Here is a 14,381-nt window from a genome sequence, read left to right on the forward strand (position 1 = left end):
GCCGCTTCGGCGGGCTCGAGTCGACCAAGCTGTGAAAAATAGGGCAACCGCAGGAAGGCCCAGCAAATACGCGCTATCTTGCGCGTGACCTAATTATCGGACACAATTAGTAGTGGATCGCGCTTGACATCAGTGTGACGCAGGCGCATATTTGACCGCCGAACGCGAGGTACTGCGAAGCGATCCCAGCGCTGGCGCGAGCGTTCAATTCCAATCATTTTGCGGCCAGCGGCCAGACCGCGGGGGGCGGTGTGGACGTGTATTCCCAGGGGCCGGCGGCCGACGCCGTGGGGCCCCGTCGAGCGAGGTTTCAGCATGCAGGGTCGTGCTGTTCAACAGGCAGACACCGTCGGCCAGGGCGCGCAGGCGCCGCTGCCGGCCACCCAGCCCATCGCCAGCGCCGTCGAGACGACGATTACCGGTCTCGACCGGCAGCGGTATTTCTCGCGCGAGGGCATCGATCCGTTCGACGAGATTGAATGGGAGATTCGCGCGGCGACGATCGGGAATGAGAAAGGCGAGCTGGTTTTCGAACAGCGCGACGTCGAGATTCCGAAGTTCTGGTCCCAGCAGGCGACCAACATCGTCGTCTCCAAGTATTTCCGCGGGCAGATCGGGTCGGCGGAGCGCGAGCGATCGGTCAAGCAGCTCATCGGGCGCGTCGTGGACACGATCACGGCCTGGGCGCGGAACCAGCGGTATTTCGCGACCGAGGACGACCTGCAGGCGTTCAGCGACGACCTGAAGCACCTGCTCGTCTACCAGAAGGCCTCGTTCAATTCCCCCGTGTGGTTCAACTGCGGCTTCGAGAAGCACCCGCAGTGCTCGGCGTGCTTCATCAACTCGGTGCAGGACACGATGGATTCGATCTTGTCGCTCGCGCGCACCGAGGGGATGCTGTTCAAGTTCGGGTCGGGCACCGGGTCGAACCTGTCGCCGATCCGCTCGTCGAGGGAACTGCTCGCCGGCGGCGGCACGGCATCGGGCCCCGTGTCCTTCATGAAGGGGTTCGACGCGTTCGCGGGGGTGATCAAGTCGGGCGGCAAGACGCGCCGCGCGGCGAAGATGGTCATCCTCAACGCGGGCCATCCGGATGTTGTCGAGTTCATCAACTGCAAGGTGGAGGAAGAGAAGAAGGCCTGGGCGCTCATCGACGCCGGCTACGACGGCTCGTTCACGGGCCAGGCGTACGCGTCGGTGTTCTTCCAGAACTCGAACAACTCGGTGCGCGTGACCGACGACTTCATGCGCGCGGTGCTCGACGACGGCGAGTGGCAGACCCGCGCGGTGCTCACCGGCGAGGTGATGGACACGTACAAGGCGCGCGATCTGATGCGGATGATCGCGGAAGCGACGTGGGTCTGCGGCGACCCCGGGCTGCAGTTCGACACGACGGTCAATGACTGGCACACGTGCCCGAACACGGCGCGGATCAACGCCTCGAACCCGTGCTCGGAGTACATGTTCCTGGACGACTCGGCGTGCAACCTGTCGTCGATCAACCTCATGAAGTTCGTGACCGACAAAGGCGAGTTCGACGCCAGGTCCTTCGAGCAGGCGTGCCGCGTGATGATCACGGCGCAGGAGATCCTGGTGGACAACGCCAGCTATCCGACGCCGGCGATCGAGAAGAACTCGCATGCGTACCGGCCGCTCGGGCTCGGCTACGCCAACCTGGGCGCGCTGCTGATGTCGCGCGGGCTGCCGTACGACAGCGACGCGGGCCGGGCGTACTCCGCGGCGGTGACGGCGCTGATGCACGGCGCGGCGTACGCGCAGTCGGCCGCCATCGCGCGCGACCATGGCGGGCCGTTCAGGGGGTACGAGCAGAACCGCGAGCCGTTCCTGCGTGTGATGCGCAAGCACCGCGCCGCGCTCAAGGACATCGACTGGACGTTCGTGCCCCGCGACATGAAGGCCGCGGCGGCCAACGTGTGGGACGAGGTGCTCGAGCTCGGCGAGCAGCACGGCTTCCGCAACGCGCAGGCGACCGTGCTGGCGCCGACCGGGACCATCGGGTTCATGATGGACTGCGACACGACGGGCGTGGAGCCGGACATCGCGCTGGTCAAGTACAAGAAGCTGGTCGGCGGCGGCCTGATGAAGATCGTGAACACCACGGTGCCGATGGCGCTGTCGAAGCTCGGGTACGACCAGCGGCAGATCAAGGAGATCGTCGAGTACATCGATGAAAACGAGACGATCGAGGGGGCGCCGCACGTCAAGGACAAGGACCTGGCGGTGTTCGACTGCGCGTTCAAGCCGGCGCGCGGCACGCGGTCGATCCACTACATGGGCCATATCAAGATGATCGGCGCCGTGCAGCCGTTCCTCTCGGGCGCGATCAGCAAGACCGTGAACGTACCGAAGGACGCGACCGTCGAGGAGATCGAGAAGGCGTACGTCGACGCGTGGCGCATGGGAGCGAAGGCGGTGTCGATCTACCGCGACGGCAGCAAGCGGACGCAGCCGCTCAACACGTCGAAGGACAAGGTGCCGGGCGCCGTCGCGGCGGCCGCCGAGGGGCCGCGCCGGCGGAAGCTGCCGGACGAGCGTCGCGCGATCACGCACAAGTTCGACATCGCCGGCCACGAGGGCTACATCACCGTCGGGCTCTACGAGGACGGGATGCCGGGGGAGATCTTCCTGGTGATGGCGAAGGAGGGGTCGACGATCTCCGGCTTCGCCGACGCCTTCGCGCAGGCCATCTCCTACGCGCTGCAGTACGGCGTGCCGCTGCACGACCTGGTGGACAAGTTCAGCCACGTCCGCTTCGAGCCGTCGGGCATGACGAAGAACCCCGACGTGCGGTTCGCGAAGTCGATCGTGGACTACGTGTTCCGGTGGATGGCGAGCAAGTTCCTCTCGCCGGAGGCGCAGTACCGGGCCGGGCTCAACATCGACGAGCCGGTCGCGCCGCAGCAGCTCACGCTCGACGAGACGGTGGCGAAGGTCAAGGAGGCGGTTGCCGGCGCGGAGACGCGCGAAGCGGGCGCCGGCACGCGTGGCGCCGGACCTTCAGGTCCGGCCTCGTCGTTCGCGCCCATCCAGAACCAGGAGGACGCGCCGCCGTGCACGACGTGCGGGTCGATCATGGTCCGCAGTGGCGCGTGCTACAAGTGCGTCAATTGCGGGACGACCAGCGGCTGCGCCTGATTGAGAGCCGAGGAGGCGCGGAACATGCGCATCATCGTCTGGGGCTGAAACACGAAGGGCCGGCATGTTGCCGGCCCTTCGTGTTTCAGCGCCCTTGCGAACTGCCGGGCTTGCTGGCACACCCCGCCCCTCCCGCAGGAGGGGGACCGATGCCTGCGGCGTCCGCGGCCGCCGGCGCGTCGGGGGTGTCTAAACCTTCTGGAGGCAGCCATGAGGCACCACCAGTTTGTCTCCGATACTCGCCACGCGCACTCCGGGCCAGGACCCATCGCGACCCTCGGCTGGACCGAGTTCGCGATCGCTGCCGCGATTATCGCGGCGGTGCTCCTCCTGGCCGGCATCGTGATCTTCCCCTGGTTCCAGTAGCCGCCCCGTTGGCCTGGCGTATGATGGTGCGGATGGACTACGCCGTCCCTCTGCTCATCCTCGCGGCCTACTTCGTCCTGCAGTCGTGGATTCTGCCGAAAATGGGCGTGCCCACGTGAGCCGTCCCGCAACCGCGCCGGTCGGCGCGAGAGGACGAGAAAACTCCCGGCTAGATCCCGTGTGACCCGCATGGAGTGCTCAATCAATACAGCGAAGGCGTTCCTGCTGATCGCCGTGGCGGCCGTGGACGGGTCGTTTGCGGAGGAAGAGATGGGCGCGATCAAGCCGGCGCTGATGCATTCCGGATTGCGCGACGCGGAGGCGGACACGGCGCTTCGAGCGGCGCTCCACCTCTATCGCGAGTCGCTCGGCGGGACCCGCCTCGAAGACGCGCTCCTGGACTGCGCCGCTCGTCTCAAGGACGCGCTTGCCGTCGCGGACCGGCGCGCGTTCATGACCTCTCTTGTGGATGCCGCGCTTGCCGACGATCGCTTTCAGCACAACGAGCACGCGTTCTTGAAGACACTCGGCACCGCCTGGGAACTGTAAGCTCCCCGCACAGATGTTGGAGCAGTGTCCTAAAATTAGACCTATCGCTGGCGCTCCGCCAGCGCTCCCTCCACACTAAGTCCCTGCGAACATAGCAGTTGAGCGTCGCCAGCCCCGCTTTCGCCGAGGGCACCTACCTTGCTGTGTCAGGGCCGGGAAGCTTGCCTTGTTCGCCACAGACTGTCCACACTGCCACGATCGACGGGCGCTGGAAAACGTATCCGTCACGCCATTCCACATCTGGATTCACTGCCAGTCGTGCGGACACGTCTGGAGCCGCGCGCCGCTGGCCTACGCGTTGGCGCGGTTCGTCACCCGCCTGCGTGAAGGGGAGCAGCCGGCGGAGCGTCCGGCCGAGCGTCCCATCGAACTGCCGCCGGCCGCCGGCGAGCCTGCGATGCTGTGCTTTGAGGATCTGCCCGCAGCGCGCCGCGTGAGCGCCGGAGAAGACATGGAAGCGTGGCTGCGCCAGGGGGATGCCGACGGGCCGCCGCGGTTCCACGGGCCGGAGGACGTGTCGCACTGGCTGGACTCGGATCCGTTCGGCGGCCGCACGCAGGAGCAGCGGGCGGCGCGGAACGCGGCGGACGAGGAATTCTTCCTCCCGCGCGTCGCGCGACCGGCTCCGGCCACGCTGGCGGAGCGGCTGGATGCGTTCCACGATGGCCTCGTGCGGCTGGAGGCGTTTGTCGCCAACTACACGCGGCGCGAGGAAGTGGAAGCGCAGCGGGCGATGGCGGAGATCGAGGCCGCCGCGGCGCAGCATGCGTCCGCGTCCGCGAAACGGGCGACCGTCCTGCGCTTCAAGGTGAGCTGATCCCGCCCGCCGGTTCTTCACGACACCCGCCACTGGTGCTACGCTGTCCAGCCGAATGGCGCGACATCGTTTCCGCACGGCCCTCCCGTGGGTGCTCGCTGCACTCGTGGCGCACGCCTCCGCGTTCGCGCCGGCGCTGCCGCGCGCGAAACCGGACGACGCCGGCGTTTCCTCGGAGCGCCTCGCCCGCCTGACGCAGGCGCTCGACGCGTACGTGGAGAACGGGCACCTCGCCGGCGGCGTCGCGCTGGTGCTGCGCGACGGGAAGATCGTCTACTCGCGTGCCTTCGGCCACCGCGATCGCGAGGCAGCCGCCCCGATGCAGCCCGACACGATCTTCCGGATCGCCTCGCAGACCAAGGCGCTCGTGAGCGTCGCGGCCATGATGCTGCAGGAAGACGGGCGCCTGGTGCTGTCCGATCCGGTCGGCCGGTACCTCCCCGAGTTCGCGGGCACGACGGTGGCCGTTTCGCGCGACGGCGGCGGCTACGATGTCGTGAAGGCGAAGCGGCCGATCACGATTCGCGATCTCCTGACGCACGCGGCCGGTATCGGGTACGGCGGGGGCGTGGCCGCCGATCGATGGAAGGCCGCCGGGATCGAGGGATGGTATTTCGCCAATCGCGATGAACCGATCGGCGCGACCGTTTCGCGCATGGCGGCTCTTCCCTTCGACGCGCAGCCCGGCGAGCGGTGGGTGTACGGCTACGCCACCGACATCCTCGGCGCCATCGTCGAGCGAGTGAGCGGCGAGACGCTCGAGGCATTTCTCCAGGCGCGCTTCCTCACGCCGCTCAGGATGATGGACACGCCTGAGCCTGCCCGTTCCCCGCCGAAGGCTGCGGCGCCCGCAGCGGGTCGGGTAAAATGCGCGAATGATCACACCATCCGCTTCAATTCTCGTGATGGCCGCGGCACTGCTGCCGCCGGCCGCCATGGCGCAGGAGACGGGGAAGGCCGCGCTGAAGAACCCGGCGGCACTCACCGAAACGGCCCCGGCGACCTATAAGGTCCGCTTCGACACGACGGCGGGCCCATTCCTCGTCGAAGTGCAGCGCGCCTGGGCGCCGCACGGCGCCGATCGTTTCTACAACCTCGTGAAGAACGGCTTCTACGACGATGCGCGGTTTTTCCGGGTGATTTCCGGCTTCATGGTGCAGTTTGGCATTCATGGCGATCCCGCCGTGTCGGCCGTGTGGCAGGGCGCGAGGCTTCCCCGCGACCCGGTGAAGCAGAGCAACAAGCGCGGCTACATCACCTACGCGATGGGCGCCTCGCCGGATACACGCACGACGCAGGTGTTCATCAACTTCGCGGACAACTCGAACCTGGACAGCATGGGGTTCGCGCCGTTCGGCCGCGTGGTGTCGGGCATGGACGTCGTTGACAAGATTTACAGCGACTACGGCGAAGGGGCGCCGCGCGGGCGCGGGCCCGGCCAGGGGCGCATCCAGATGGAAGGGAACGCCTACCTGGCCAAGGAGTTCCCGAAGCTCGATTCGATCAAGAAGGCGACGATCGAGAAGGACGAGGCCGGGCAGTAGATGATGCCGACGTGCGCCGTGCCAGCATCACGCCGATGAAGATGTTCTTCTCCGCTGTGGCGGCGCACGTCTTCCTCTTCCTTCGTCGCGCACCCGGCGTGCGGCAGGTCCAGGCGATCGGCCCGGACGGCACGCTGCTGCGCACGTATCCCCCCGGGCGTGCGGGGACCGAGGCTCCCCATCGCGTTTGATCGCATCGGGTGATAACGCCGCCGGCCGCCGGGTGGTCATCGTCGGCGCCGGTGCGGCCGGCGCGATGGCGGCGATCTTCGCGGCGAGCGCCGGCGCGTCGACCCGGCTGGTCGAGCGGACGCGTGAGGGCGGCCGCAAGATTCTCATCAGCGGCGGCGGGCGCTGCAACATCCTGCCGGCGCACGTGGACGGGTCGCGGTTCGTCAGCGACTCCCCCTCGCACCTGGTGCGGCGGATCATCCGATCCTGGCCCCTCCACGAGCAGATTCGGTTCTTCGAACGCGAGGCCGGCATTCCACTCGTTGAGGAAACGGAGTCCGCGAAGCTGTTTCCGGTGTCGAACCGCGCGCGCGACGTGCGCGACCGGCTGCTGGCGCTCGCCGAACGCCGCGGCGCAACGCTCGTGATGAACGCGGCAGTGACCGGTGTGGATGTCGCCGCGCCCGGCTGGCGCGTGGAGATCGCCGGCGCCGCGCCTCTGGAGGCCGATGCCGTCATCGTCGCGACCGGCGGCCTGTCGGTGCCGTCGACCGGCAGCGACGGCGCCGGCCTGCGGTTCGCGGAGCGCCTCGGGCACACCATTCATCCGCCCTATCCGGCGCTCACGCCAATCGTTTCAGAGCCCGCGCCTTTCGCCCCGCTCGCCGGCGTTTCGCTTCCGGTGACCATCACGGCGCGCGCGCGCGAGTGGAAGGCCGTTGCGACGGGCGGCTTCGTGTTCACGCATCGCGGGTACAGCGGGCCGGCGGTACTCGACGTCTCGCATGTGGCCGTGCGTTCGCTCCAGCGTGGGGAGCGGGCGGATCTCCGCGTGCGCTGGACGGTGCTGGGCGACGCGGAATGGAACGCCGCGCTTCGCCCGCAGGGAGCGCGCAGCGTGCTGGCCGCCCTGCGCGCGGCGCTGCCGGATCGGCTCGCGGCGATGCTGCTCGAGACATCGGATCTCGACGCGTCCCGCACGCTGTCGAACCTGCGGCGCGACGAGCGGCAGCGCCTGATCGACACGCTGGTGCGCTTCGCCCTGCCGTGGACCGGGGACGAAGGGTACAAGAAGGCGGAGGTGACCGGCGGCGGCGTCAGCCTGTCGGAGGTCGATTCGCGCACCATGGAGAGCCGCCGGCACCGCGGCCTGTATCTCTGCGGCGAGATGCTCGACGCGTTCGGCCCAATCGGCGGCCACAACTTTCTGTGGGCGTGGGTCACCGGGCGCGCCGCAGGGCTCGCGGCGGCACGGTCTACTCCGTATCCGTGATCGGCCCGCGTCGGCGCTTGGCTTCCGAGCGCTGGCGCTTCGACGTCAGGCGGCGATGCTTTGCGGCGGCCGTGGGCGCCGTCTTGCGGCGGCGCTTCGGCGCGATCGATGCCTGGCGGATCAGCGCGGTGAGCCGCTCGCGGGCATCCTCGCGGTTTTGTGCCTGCGTGCGGAAGCGCCGGGCGTCGATGACCAGGACACCCTCGGCGGTCATCCGGCTCCCGGCCACGGCGCGTAGCCGGAGCCGTGTCTGGGGGTCGATTGCCCGCGAATTCGCCGCGTCGAACCGCAACTCCACGGCCGTGGCGACCTTGTTGACGTTCTGCCCGCCGGGACCCGAGGCGCGCACGAAGCGTTCCTCGAGCTCCGATTCGTCGATGGCGATAGCGGGGGAGACGCGGAGCATCAGCGTAACTGTACCAGCTGTCTCGACGCGCCGTCCCTCCCCCGTTTCGGGGGGCGGCCCGGGCGAAACGGCGGATCGAGGCATGTTTCGCTCGGAAAATACGCGTGATCGTGTGCATCTCCGTGCTACGATTTCACAGCAATTCGCCTTTACAGGAGACGCAATGGCCAAGAAGACCGCGAAGAAGAAGAGCGCACGGAAGCCGAGCGCCGCGTTCATGAAGCCGATGACGCCGAGTCCCGCGCTGGCGGAGGTGGTCGGCACGAAGCCGATCCCGCGCACTGAGATCACGAAACGCCTGTGGGCTTACATCAAGAAGAACAAGCTGCAGGACGCCAAGAACAAGCGCATGATCAAGGCGGACGCCTCGCTGAAGACGGTGTTCGGCGGCAAGAGCTCGGTCAACATGTTCGAGATGACCAAGCTGGTGAACAAGCACCTGAAATAGCGGTCCTCCCGGCCGGAGCCGGCCCCCTGCCGGTTCCGGTTGCTTTTCCCGCCGGTCCCCATTTGCATCGATGAGCACGCGGAGGTGCGCATGGTACCTGTGACCTCGCTTCTCGTCCCCATTCTCGTTTCGGCCGTCCTGGTGTTCCTCGCCAGTTTCGTCTTTCACATGGTGCTGCCGTTGCACCGCAACGACCTGCGGATTCTCTCCAACGAAGGGGAAGTCCAGGACGCGCTGCGACGGCTGAACGTGCCGCCTGGCGACTACGCGGTGCCTGCGGCCCGCACGTCGGCTGACATGAAAAGCCCGCAGTTTGTCGAGCGCATGAAGAAAGGGCCGGTGGTCTTCATGACCGTGTCGCCGGGCGGCACGTACTCGATGGCGAAGCCCCTGACGCTCTGGTTTCTGTACACCATCGTCGTGAGCCTCTTCGCCGGCTACATCGCAGGGCGCGCGCTCGGGCCTGGCGCGCACTACCTCCAGGTGTTCCGCTTCGCGGGCACCACGGCCTTCCTCGGGTACTCGATGGCGCTATTGCAGAACTCGATCTGGTGGCGGAAGAACTGGGGCGCGACGATCCGATCGATGATCGATGGGCTGGTCTACGGCTTGCTCACTGCCGGCACGTTCGGGTGGTTGTGGCCACGATAGGCGAGAATAAGGGGGACAGTCACACTTTCCGAAGCAGCGGCCCAGGAAAGTGTGACTGTCCCCCTTATTCTCCCGTTGCGCTGCCACGCCGAGAGCAGTACATTGAGACAGAGCGCGTTTGCTGTCGGAGGAGGTACTCCCATGACCTACTCCCGCTCCGTCGTCGGTTCCTCATCCCGAACGGACCGGCTTGGCTTCGTCAGACCGAAACCTCTCTCAATCGCAGAGCTTCCACCACGCCGCGATGTCGTGGCCTTGTTCCCCGTCGAGCGGCGCAATCTCGCGGCGCGCCAGCGCCTCCTCGGCCGCATCCAATCTGAGTTCTCCGAGATGCCGGGACTGTCGCTCACCCTGGCACAAGCAGGGCGGATGTTCGGGCTGACGCACGATGCGTGTGCGCGCATCCTGAGCGGGCTGGCGGGCGAGGGGCTCCTTCGCCGGCACGACGACGGCACGTACGGCCGCAGCGACATCCGCCCGTAGCCGTGGTGAAAAGGGGGACAGTCACACTTCCGGTGTCGCCCGCGGAAGTGTGACTGTCCCCCTTTTCTGTACAATGGTTCCATCATGGCGGATGCCCACGCAGACACCTGCGTCGCCTGCGGGCGGCGATCGGACGACGTCCCCCTCATGACGTTCGAATTCAGAGGCAAGCGCGCGCGCATCTGCGCGCAGCATTTGCCGGTGCTGATCCACGATCCCGGCCAGCTCGCCGGACGCCTGGAGGGCGCTGAAACCCTGAGCCCGGCGGAGCATCGCGACTGAGAGGATGTCGTGCCGTTCCGTGGGGTCCTCTCGCTCGCGCTGATCCTGCGCGGCGCGCTCCTGCACACCGACATCGCCCTGCTCGCACCGTCGCGGGCTTGTCTCTTCCTCGGTCCGGGCTCGGCCTACACCTCGGTCACGCTCGCGCTCGACGGCGAGCGTCGCGACGCCGAGACCGTCACCGGGCACTGGGCATTTGCGCGGACGCTGCTCGGCGAGGTGAAGCCAAATCCGTCCAAGGACGACGTGGTCCGGCGATGGTATGTGGCTGTCGCGGCGTACCTCGAGCTGCACGCGCTGCTGGGGATCGCCAGCCCTCACCTTGCCCGCGCGCAGCAGGTCCTGGGTGACGATCCCGACATCTGCCGGCCCCGCCGTGAACTCCATCGCAACCGCTCTCGTACTCGCCTGCCTGACAGGGCTCACGGCGCCTCGGCAGGCCGCGGTGTTTTCCTCGCGCGTCGACGCTGTGCGCGTGGACGTGCTCGTCACGCGGGGCGGTCGTCCGGTCCGCGATTTGCGCCCTCGATGGATTGAGGCCAGACGACCAGGCCGCGCTCGTCACCTTCGGGCATGTCGTCGCCATCCGTTCCGGCCTGACGCGCGACCTCGCGCGCGTGCGGTCGGCCCTCGATGCCGCGACCGGGAGCGGATACACGGCCCTCGTGGACGCCAGCTATGCGGCGCTCCTGCTCGGCGAATCCGACGTGGGGCGGGCACTCGTCATTGTCTTCAGCGACGGCATCGACACGTCAAGCTGGTTGACCGCCGCCGATGTGCTCAGGACCGCGCGCCGCACCGATGGCGTGGTCTACGGCGTCTCCGTGCGCGGGCCGGCCCGCCCGGAATTCCTCGACGACCTCAGTGACGCGACCGGAGGAGACCTGCTGCAGGTCGAGTCCATGAAGGACGTCGGCGCGACGTTTGTCGCCGCGCTCGAGGAGTTCCGGCACCGTTACCTCGTCAGCTACTCACCGCGCGGCGTCGCACGAGACGGATGGCACCGACTCGACGTGCGCGTGAGGAAGGGCGGCGTCTCCATCAAGGCGAGGCCCGGGTACTTCGCCGGTTCGTGAGCCCGCTCGTGCTACGATCCCGAGCGCCTTCATGAGGACCGATACCGCCGACACGTACATCCTGGGCGAAGAAATCGCCAACGCGGTGAGCCACGGAGTGGGATTGCTGGTGGCGCTCGCGGCGACCCCCGTGCTGATCGTGTCGGCGGCCGGCAGAGGCGCCCTCTCGATGGCGGGGGTCAGCGTGTTCGCGGCCACCGTGGTGCTGCTGTATCTGGCGTCCACGCTGTACCACGCGCTGCCGCCGAACCGTGCGAAGCGCGTGTTCAGAATTGTCGACCACGGTGCGATCTACCTGCTGATCGCCGGCACCTACACGCCATTCACGTTCGGGATCCTCCGCGGGCCCTGGGGGTGGACGCTGTTCGGGATCGTCTGGACTGTCGCAATCGCCGGAGTGATCCTCAAGGCGGTCGGCGGCTTCCGCTATCCCCGCTTCTCGACCGTCCTCTACATCGCGCTCGGCTGGATCGTGATCGTCGCCATCCGTCCCCTCTGGGCGTTGATGCCGGTGTCCGGCTGGGTGTGGCTCGTGGCCGGCGGCCTGGCGTACACGGGCGGCGTGGCGTTCTATGCGGCGGAGCGCCTGCGCTACGCGCACCTGGTCTGGCACCTCTTCGTCCTGGCCGGGACGGCCTGCCATTATTGTGCGGTCCTCTGGTACTCCACGTAGCGATTTCACAAAAGGGGTCGAACATGATCGGTCGCGTCACCGTGGCGATCGCGGCGGTTCTGTTGTGCTCGGCGGCGCCTGCACGCGCGCAGGACGCCGAGCGCCGCCAGAAGCTCGCCGCGGCGCTTCCGGAGATCGAGCGGGCGCTCACCACCTGGGCTGAGGGCGTGCACGCGCCGGGCGCCGCAATGGGCATCGTGATGGACGGAGAGCTCGTGTGGATCAACGCGTCGGGCGTGGCCGACGTGACCGGCCGGGCGGCCGTGACGCCCGACACGCTGTTCCGCATCGCGTCAATGACGAAGAGCTTCACGGCGCTCGCGATCCTGAAGCTGAGAGACCAGGGCAAGCTCTCGCTGGACGATGCGGTCGCGCGCCACGTGCCGGAGCTGGAAGGCCTGAAGTATCCGACGCGGGATTCGCCGAAGCTGACGATCCGCCATCTGCTCACGCACTCGGAGGGATTTCCCGAGGACAATCCGTGGGGCGATCGGCAGCTCGCGCGCGATCAGCCGACGATGTCTTCGTGGATGGGCGCGGGGATTCCGTTTTCGACGGTACCAGGCACGGCCTACGAGTACTCGAATTACGGGTTCGCGATCCTTGGACAGATCGTGGAGCGGGTCTCGAAGCGGCCGTACGATCGCTACGTGACCGAGGAGGTTCTGCGGCCGCTCGGCATGCGGGACAGCACGTTCGAGGGGGCGAGTCTTCCCGCCGAGCGCATCGCGCGCGGCTACCGCTGGGAAGACGACACGTGGAAGCCGGAGCCTGCACTGGCGCACGGCACGTTCGGGGCGATGGGCGGGTTATGGACGTCCACGCGCGACCTCGCGCGGTACGTCGCCTTTCACCTGGACGCCTGGCCGCCGCGCGACAGCGACGAGGCCGGCCCGGTGAAACGCAGCAGCGTGCGCGAGATGCACCAGGCGGCGCGGTGGCAGCCGGTGCGAGCCACGCGCGCGGCCGTCGATCGCCCGCTCGAACTGAACGCCGCCGCCTACGGCTACGGTCTTCGTATCTCGCAGACCTGCCGCTTCCGCCACGTCGTCAGTCACGGCGGCGGGCTGCCGGGATACGGGTCGCTGATGATGTGGCTGCCCGAGCACGGCGTGGGCCTGATCGGCATGGCCAACGTGACGTACGCGGGTTGGAGCGGGGTCTTCAACGCGGCGCTCGCGGCGATGGCGGCCGCGGGCGCGCTGCAGCCGAGACCCGTTCAGCCTTCGGCCGCGCTGCTCCAGGCGAAGGCCGATGTCTCGCAGCTGATCGTGAGCTGGGATGATCGCCTGGCCGAGCGCGTCGCGGCTGACAACCTGTTCCTTGACGAGACCGCTGCGCGTCGCGCCGCGCGCTCCCGCGAGCTGGCGGGGGTTCATGGCACGTGCAGGGCTGAGGCGGCGATCGACGCGGAAAACGCGCTTCGTGGCGCGTGGCGCATGACGTGCGATCGCGGGCGGATCGACGTGTCGATCACCCTGGCGCCCACCGAGCCGCCTCGCGTCCAGTTTCTCGGCGTGACCTCGATCCTGCCGCCAGGGCCGGCGATGAGGGCGGCGCTCGAGAGCGCGGCACCGCGCATCGCCGCGGACGCCGCAGCGTGGGGCGCCTGCCGCATCGGTGAGGAGGTCGGCGGCGATGGCGTTCGCCAGAGCGCGGTCCGCCTCAACTGCGAGCGCGGCGATCTCATCGCGCGCGCCACGCTCGACAATCGCGGCAGACTGACGAGCCTGACGCTCGTGCCCGCCGGGGGCGCGTGCGTCCCCTGAGCTCTTCGGCACCCCGCGGGCACAGGTGATGCCCGACGTCCGCTTCCACCATGCGCCGTTTCAATCGATGCGCGTGTGAAGCGCGTGGTCGATCGGCTCACGGTCGGGCGCCAGTCGCCAATTCCACACGGGCCGGCCTTGGCGGGCCGGCCCTCTTTCCACCTACAGACGGCCGCTCCCAGGCGTGCTACAATCGGCGCCCTCACACGCCGCGCCAGAGGAGGAGCGATATGTCCATTGCCCGCGCGATGACTGCCCTCGTCGTATGCGTTGTGCTCTTCGCGGGATCCGCGGCGGCGGCCGACGAGGTTCCGTTCCGCGGCGTCTGGTCCGGTCAGACCGACAGCGCAACCCCCGTCGGGCCCGGTGTCGTGTTGGTGATATCGAGCGGCAGCGGGCAAGCGACGCACCTGGGGCGCTTCACGATGGTTTCCCCGCACTTCACGTTCATCGACACCCTCGTCGTCGCAGGGCAGCAGATCTTCACGGCCGCGAACGGCGACACGCTGACGGCGCTCTTCACAGGACAGTTCGTGCCGAACGCCGATGGCAACCTCGAGGCGACGCTGAGCGCGGTCATCACCACCGGCACGGGCCGGTTCCTTGGCGCGACCGGCGGCTACGAGTTCCACATCGTCGCGCGCCCCGCCGCGTTCGGGTTCGACTCGACGGCCACCTTCTCGGGCGCCGTCACATCGGTCGGATCGTTGAAATAGC

General features: G+C 67.9%; 17 protein-coding genes. 16 read left to right on the forward strand and 1 reads right to left on the reverse strand.

All coding sequences use genetic code 11. From position 1 onward, the window contains the following. Nucleotides 1–315: 315 nt before the first annotated feature. The 8 genes from HYU53_18970 to HYU53_19005 all read left to right on the forward strand — a co-directional run bounded on the left by HYU53_18970 (nt 316) and on the right by HYU53_19005 (nt 7,876). Nucleotides 316–3,156, forward strand: coding sequence for a vitamin B12-dependent ribonucleotide reductase (locus HYU53_18970; protein ID MBI2223277.1), 2,841 nt, complete (start codon nt 316–318; stop codon nt 3,154–3,156). 210 nt (nt 3,157–3,366) lie between these two features. After that, nucleotides 3,367–3,522: a hypothetical protein gene (locus tag HYU53_18975; GenBank protein ID MBI2223278.1), complete on the forward strand. Its 156-nt coding sequence runs from the start codon at nt 3,367–3,369 to the stop codon at nt 3,520–3,522. A 189-nt stretch (nt 3,523–3,711) separates the two neighbouring features. Beyond that, the gene (locus HYU53_18980) at nt 3,712–4,071 is read left to right on the forward strand and encodes a TerB family tellurite resistance protein (GenBank protein MBI2223279.1); all 360 of its coding nucleotides are present in this window, start codon (nt 3,712–3,714) and stop codon (nt 4,069–4,071) included. Between the two features lie 166 nt (nt 4,072–4,237). Continuing rightward, entirely contained in the window at nt 4,238–4,888 is a 651-nt protein-coding gene (locus HYU53_18985) for a hypothetical protein (GenBank protein MBI2223280.1), read from the forward strand. Nucleotides 4,889–4,943: 55 nt separating this feature from the next. After that, complete coding sequence (locus HYU53_18990) at nt 4,944–5,897, forward strand: beta-lactamase family protein (GenBank protein ID MBI2223281.1); 954 nt, start codon at nt 4,944–4,946, stop codon at nt 5,895–5,897. Continuing rightward, nucleotides 5,824–6,432, forward strand: coding sequence for a peptidylprolyl isomerase (locus tag HYU53_18995; protein ID MBI2223282.1), 609 nt, complete (start codon nt 5,824–5,826; stop codon nt 6,430–6,432). The genes HYU53_18990 and HYU53_18995 overlap by 74 nt, the downstream gene beginning before the upstream one ends. 11 nt (nt 6,433–6,443) lie before the next feature. Further along, entirely contained in the window at nt 6,444–6,623 is a 180-nt protein-coding gene (locus tag HYU53_19000; GenBank protein MBI2223283.1) for a hypothetical protein, read from the forward strand. A 65-nt stretch (nt 6,624–6,688) separates the two neighbouring features. Beyond that, nucleotides 6,689–7,876, forward strand: coding sequence for an aminoacetone oxidase family FAD-binding enzyme (locus HYU53_19005; protein ID MBI2223284.1), 1,188 nt, complete (start codon nt 6,689–6,691; stop codon nt 7,874–7,876). Here HYU53_19005 and arfB read toward each other — a convergent pair. Next, nucleotides 7,860–8,285 (reverse strand): aminoacyl-tRNA hydrolase, encoded by a 426-nt coding sequence (gene arfB / locus HYU53_19010; protein MBI2223285.1) that lies wholly within the window; start codon nt 8,283–8,285, stop codon nt 7,860–7,862. The two genes, HYU53_19005 and arfB, sit on opposite strands and share 17 nt — an antisense overlap. A gap of 79 nt (nt 8,286–8,364) precedes the next feature. Here arfB and HYU53_19015 point away from each other — a divergent pair, with 79 nt between their 5' ends. The 8 genes from HYU53_19015 to HYU53_19050 all read left to right on the forward strand — a co-directional run bounded on the left by HYU53_19015 (nt 8,365) and on the right by HYU53_19050 (nt 14,380). Beyond that, complete coding sequence (locus HYU53_19015) at nt 8,365–8,730, forward strand: SWIB/MDM2 domain-containing protein (protein ID MBI2223286.1); 366 nt, start codon at nt 8,365–8,367, stop codon at nt 8,728–8,730. A gap of 90 nt (nt 8,731–8,820) precedes the next feature. Continuing rightward, nucleotides 8,821–9,381, forward strand: coding sequence for a hypothetical protein (locus tag HYU53_19020; GenBank protein MBI2223287.1), 561 nt, complete (start codon nt 8,821–8,823; stop codon nt 9,379–9,381). 141 nt (nt 9,382–9,522) lie between these two features. Continuing rightward, entirely contained in the window at nt 9,523–9,864 is a 342-nt protein-coding gene (locus HYU53_19025) for a hypothetical protein (GenBank protein MBI2223288.1), read from the forward strand. Between the two features lie 291 nt (nt 9,865–10,155). Next, on the forward strand, nt 10,156–10,683 hold the full coding sequence (locus HYU53_19030; GenBank protein MBI2223289.1) for a hypothetical protein: 528 nt from the start codon (nt 10,156–10,158) through the stop codon (nt 10,681–10,683). Then, nucleotides 10,680–11,222, forward strand: coding sequence for a hypothetical protein (locus HYU53_19035; protein MBI2223290.1), 543 nt, complete (start codon nt 10,680–10,682; stop codon nt 11,220–11,222). The genes HYU53_19030 and HYU53_19035 overlap by 4 nt, the downstream gene beginning before the upstream one ends. A gap of 31 nt (nt 11,223–11,253) precedes the next feature. Next, a complete protein-coding gene (locus HYU53_19040) occupies nt 11,254–11,895 on the forward strand; it encodes a hemolysin III family protein (GenBank protein ID MBI2223291.1) in 642 nt (213 codons plus the stop codon). 23 nt (nt 11,896–11,918) lie between these two features. Then, entirely contained in the window at nt 11,919–13,664 is a 1,746-nt protein-coding gene (locus HYU53_19045) for a beta-lactamase family protein (protein ID MBI2223292.1), read from the forward strand. Between the two features lie 230 nt (nt 13,665–13,894). Further along, on the forward strand, nt 13,895–14,380 hold the full coding sequence (locus tag HYU53_19050) for a hypothetical protein (protein MBI2223293.1): 486 nt from the start codon (nt 13,895–13,897) through the stop codon (nt 14,378–14,380). The last annotated feature ends 1 nt before the right edge of the window (nt 14,381 follow it).

Source organism: Acidobacteriota bacterium (genome assembly GCA_016184105.1).
In the GTDB taxonomy this organism is placed as follows: domain Bacteria; phylum Acidobacteriota; class Vicinamibacteria; order Vicinamibacterales; family 2-12-FULL-66-21; genus JACPDI01.

What these genes read in the sequence shown, in the direction of transcription:
- HYU53_18975 (MBI2223278.1), top strand. Translation starts at nt 3,367, where the DNA reads ATGAGGCACCACCAGTTTGTCTCCGATACTCGCCACGCGCACTCCGGG.
- HYU53_19045 (MBI2223292.1), top strand. Translation starts at nt 11,919, where the DNA reads ATGATCGGTCGCGTCACCGTGGCGATCGCGGCGGTTCTGTTGTGCTCG.
- HYU53_18995 (MBI2223282.1), top strand. Translation starts at nt 5,824, where the DNA reads ATGGCGCAGGAGACGGGGAAGGCCGCGCTGAAGAACCCGGCGGCACTC.
- HYU53_19005 (MBI2223284.1), top strand. Translation starts at nt 6,689, where the DNA reads ATGGCGGCGATCTTCGCGGCGAGCGCCGGCGCGTCGACCCGGCTGGTC.
- HYU53_19020 (MBI2223287.1), top strand. Translation starts at nt 8,821, where the DNA reads ATGGTACCTGTGACCTCGCTTCTCGTCCCCATTCTCGTTTCGGCCGTC.
- HYU53_19025 (MBI2223288.1), top strand. Translation starts at nt 9,523, where the DNA reads ATGACCTACTCCCGCTCCGTCGTCGGTTCCTCATCCCGAACGGACCGG.
- HYU53_19015 (MBI2223286.1), top strand. Translation starts at nt 8,365, where the DNA reads ATGTTTCGCTCGGAAAATACGCGTGATCGTGTGCATCTCCGTGCTACG.
- HYU53_18990 (MBI2223281.1), top strand. Translation starts at nt 4,944, where the DNA reads ATGGCGCGACATCGTTTCCGCACGGCCCTCCCGTGGGTGCTCGCTGCA.
- HYU53_18970 (MBI2223277.1), top strand. Translation starts at nt 316, where the DNA reads ATGCAGGGTCGTGCTGTTCAACAGGCAGACACCGTCGGCCAGGGCGCG.
- HYU53_19040 (MBI2223291.1), top strand. Translation starts at nt 11,254, where the DNA reads ATGAGGACCGATACCGCCGACACGTACATCCTGGGCGAAGAAATCGCC.
- HYU53_19050 (MBI2223293.1), top strand. Translation starts at nt 13,895, where the DNA reads ATGTCCATTGCCCGCGCGATGACTGCCCTCGTCGTATGCGTTGTGCTC.
- HYU53_18980 (MBI2223279.1), top strand. Translation starts at nt 3,712, where the DNA reads ATGGAGTGCTCAATCAATACAGCGAAGGCGTTCCTGCTGATCGCCGTG.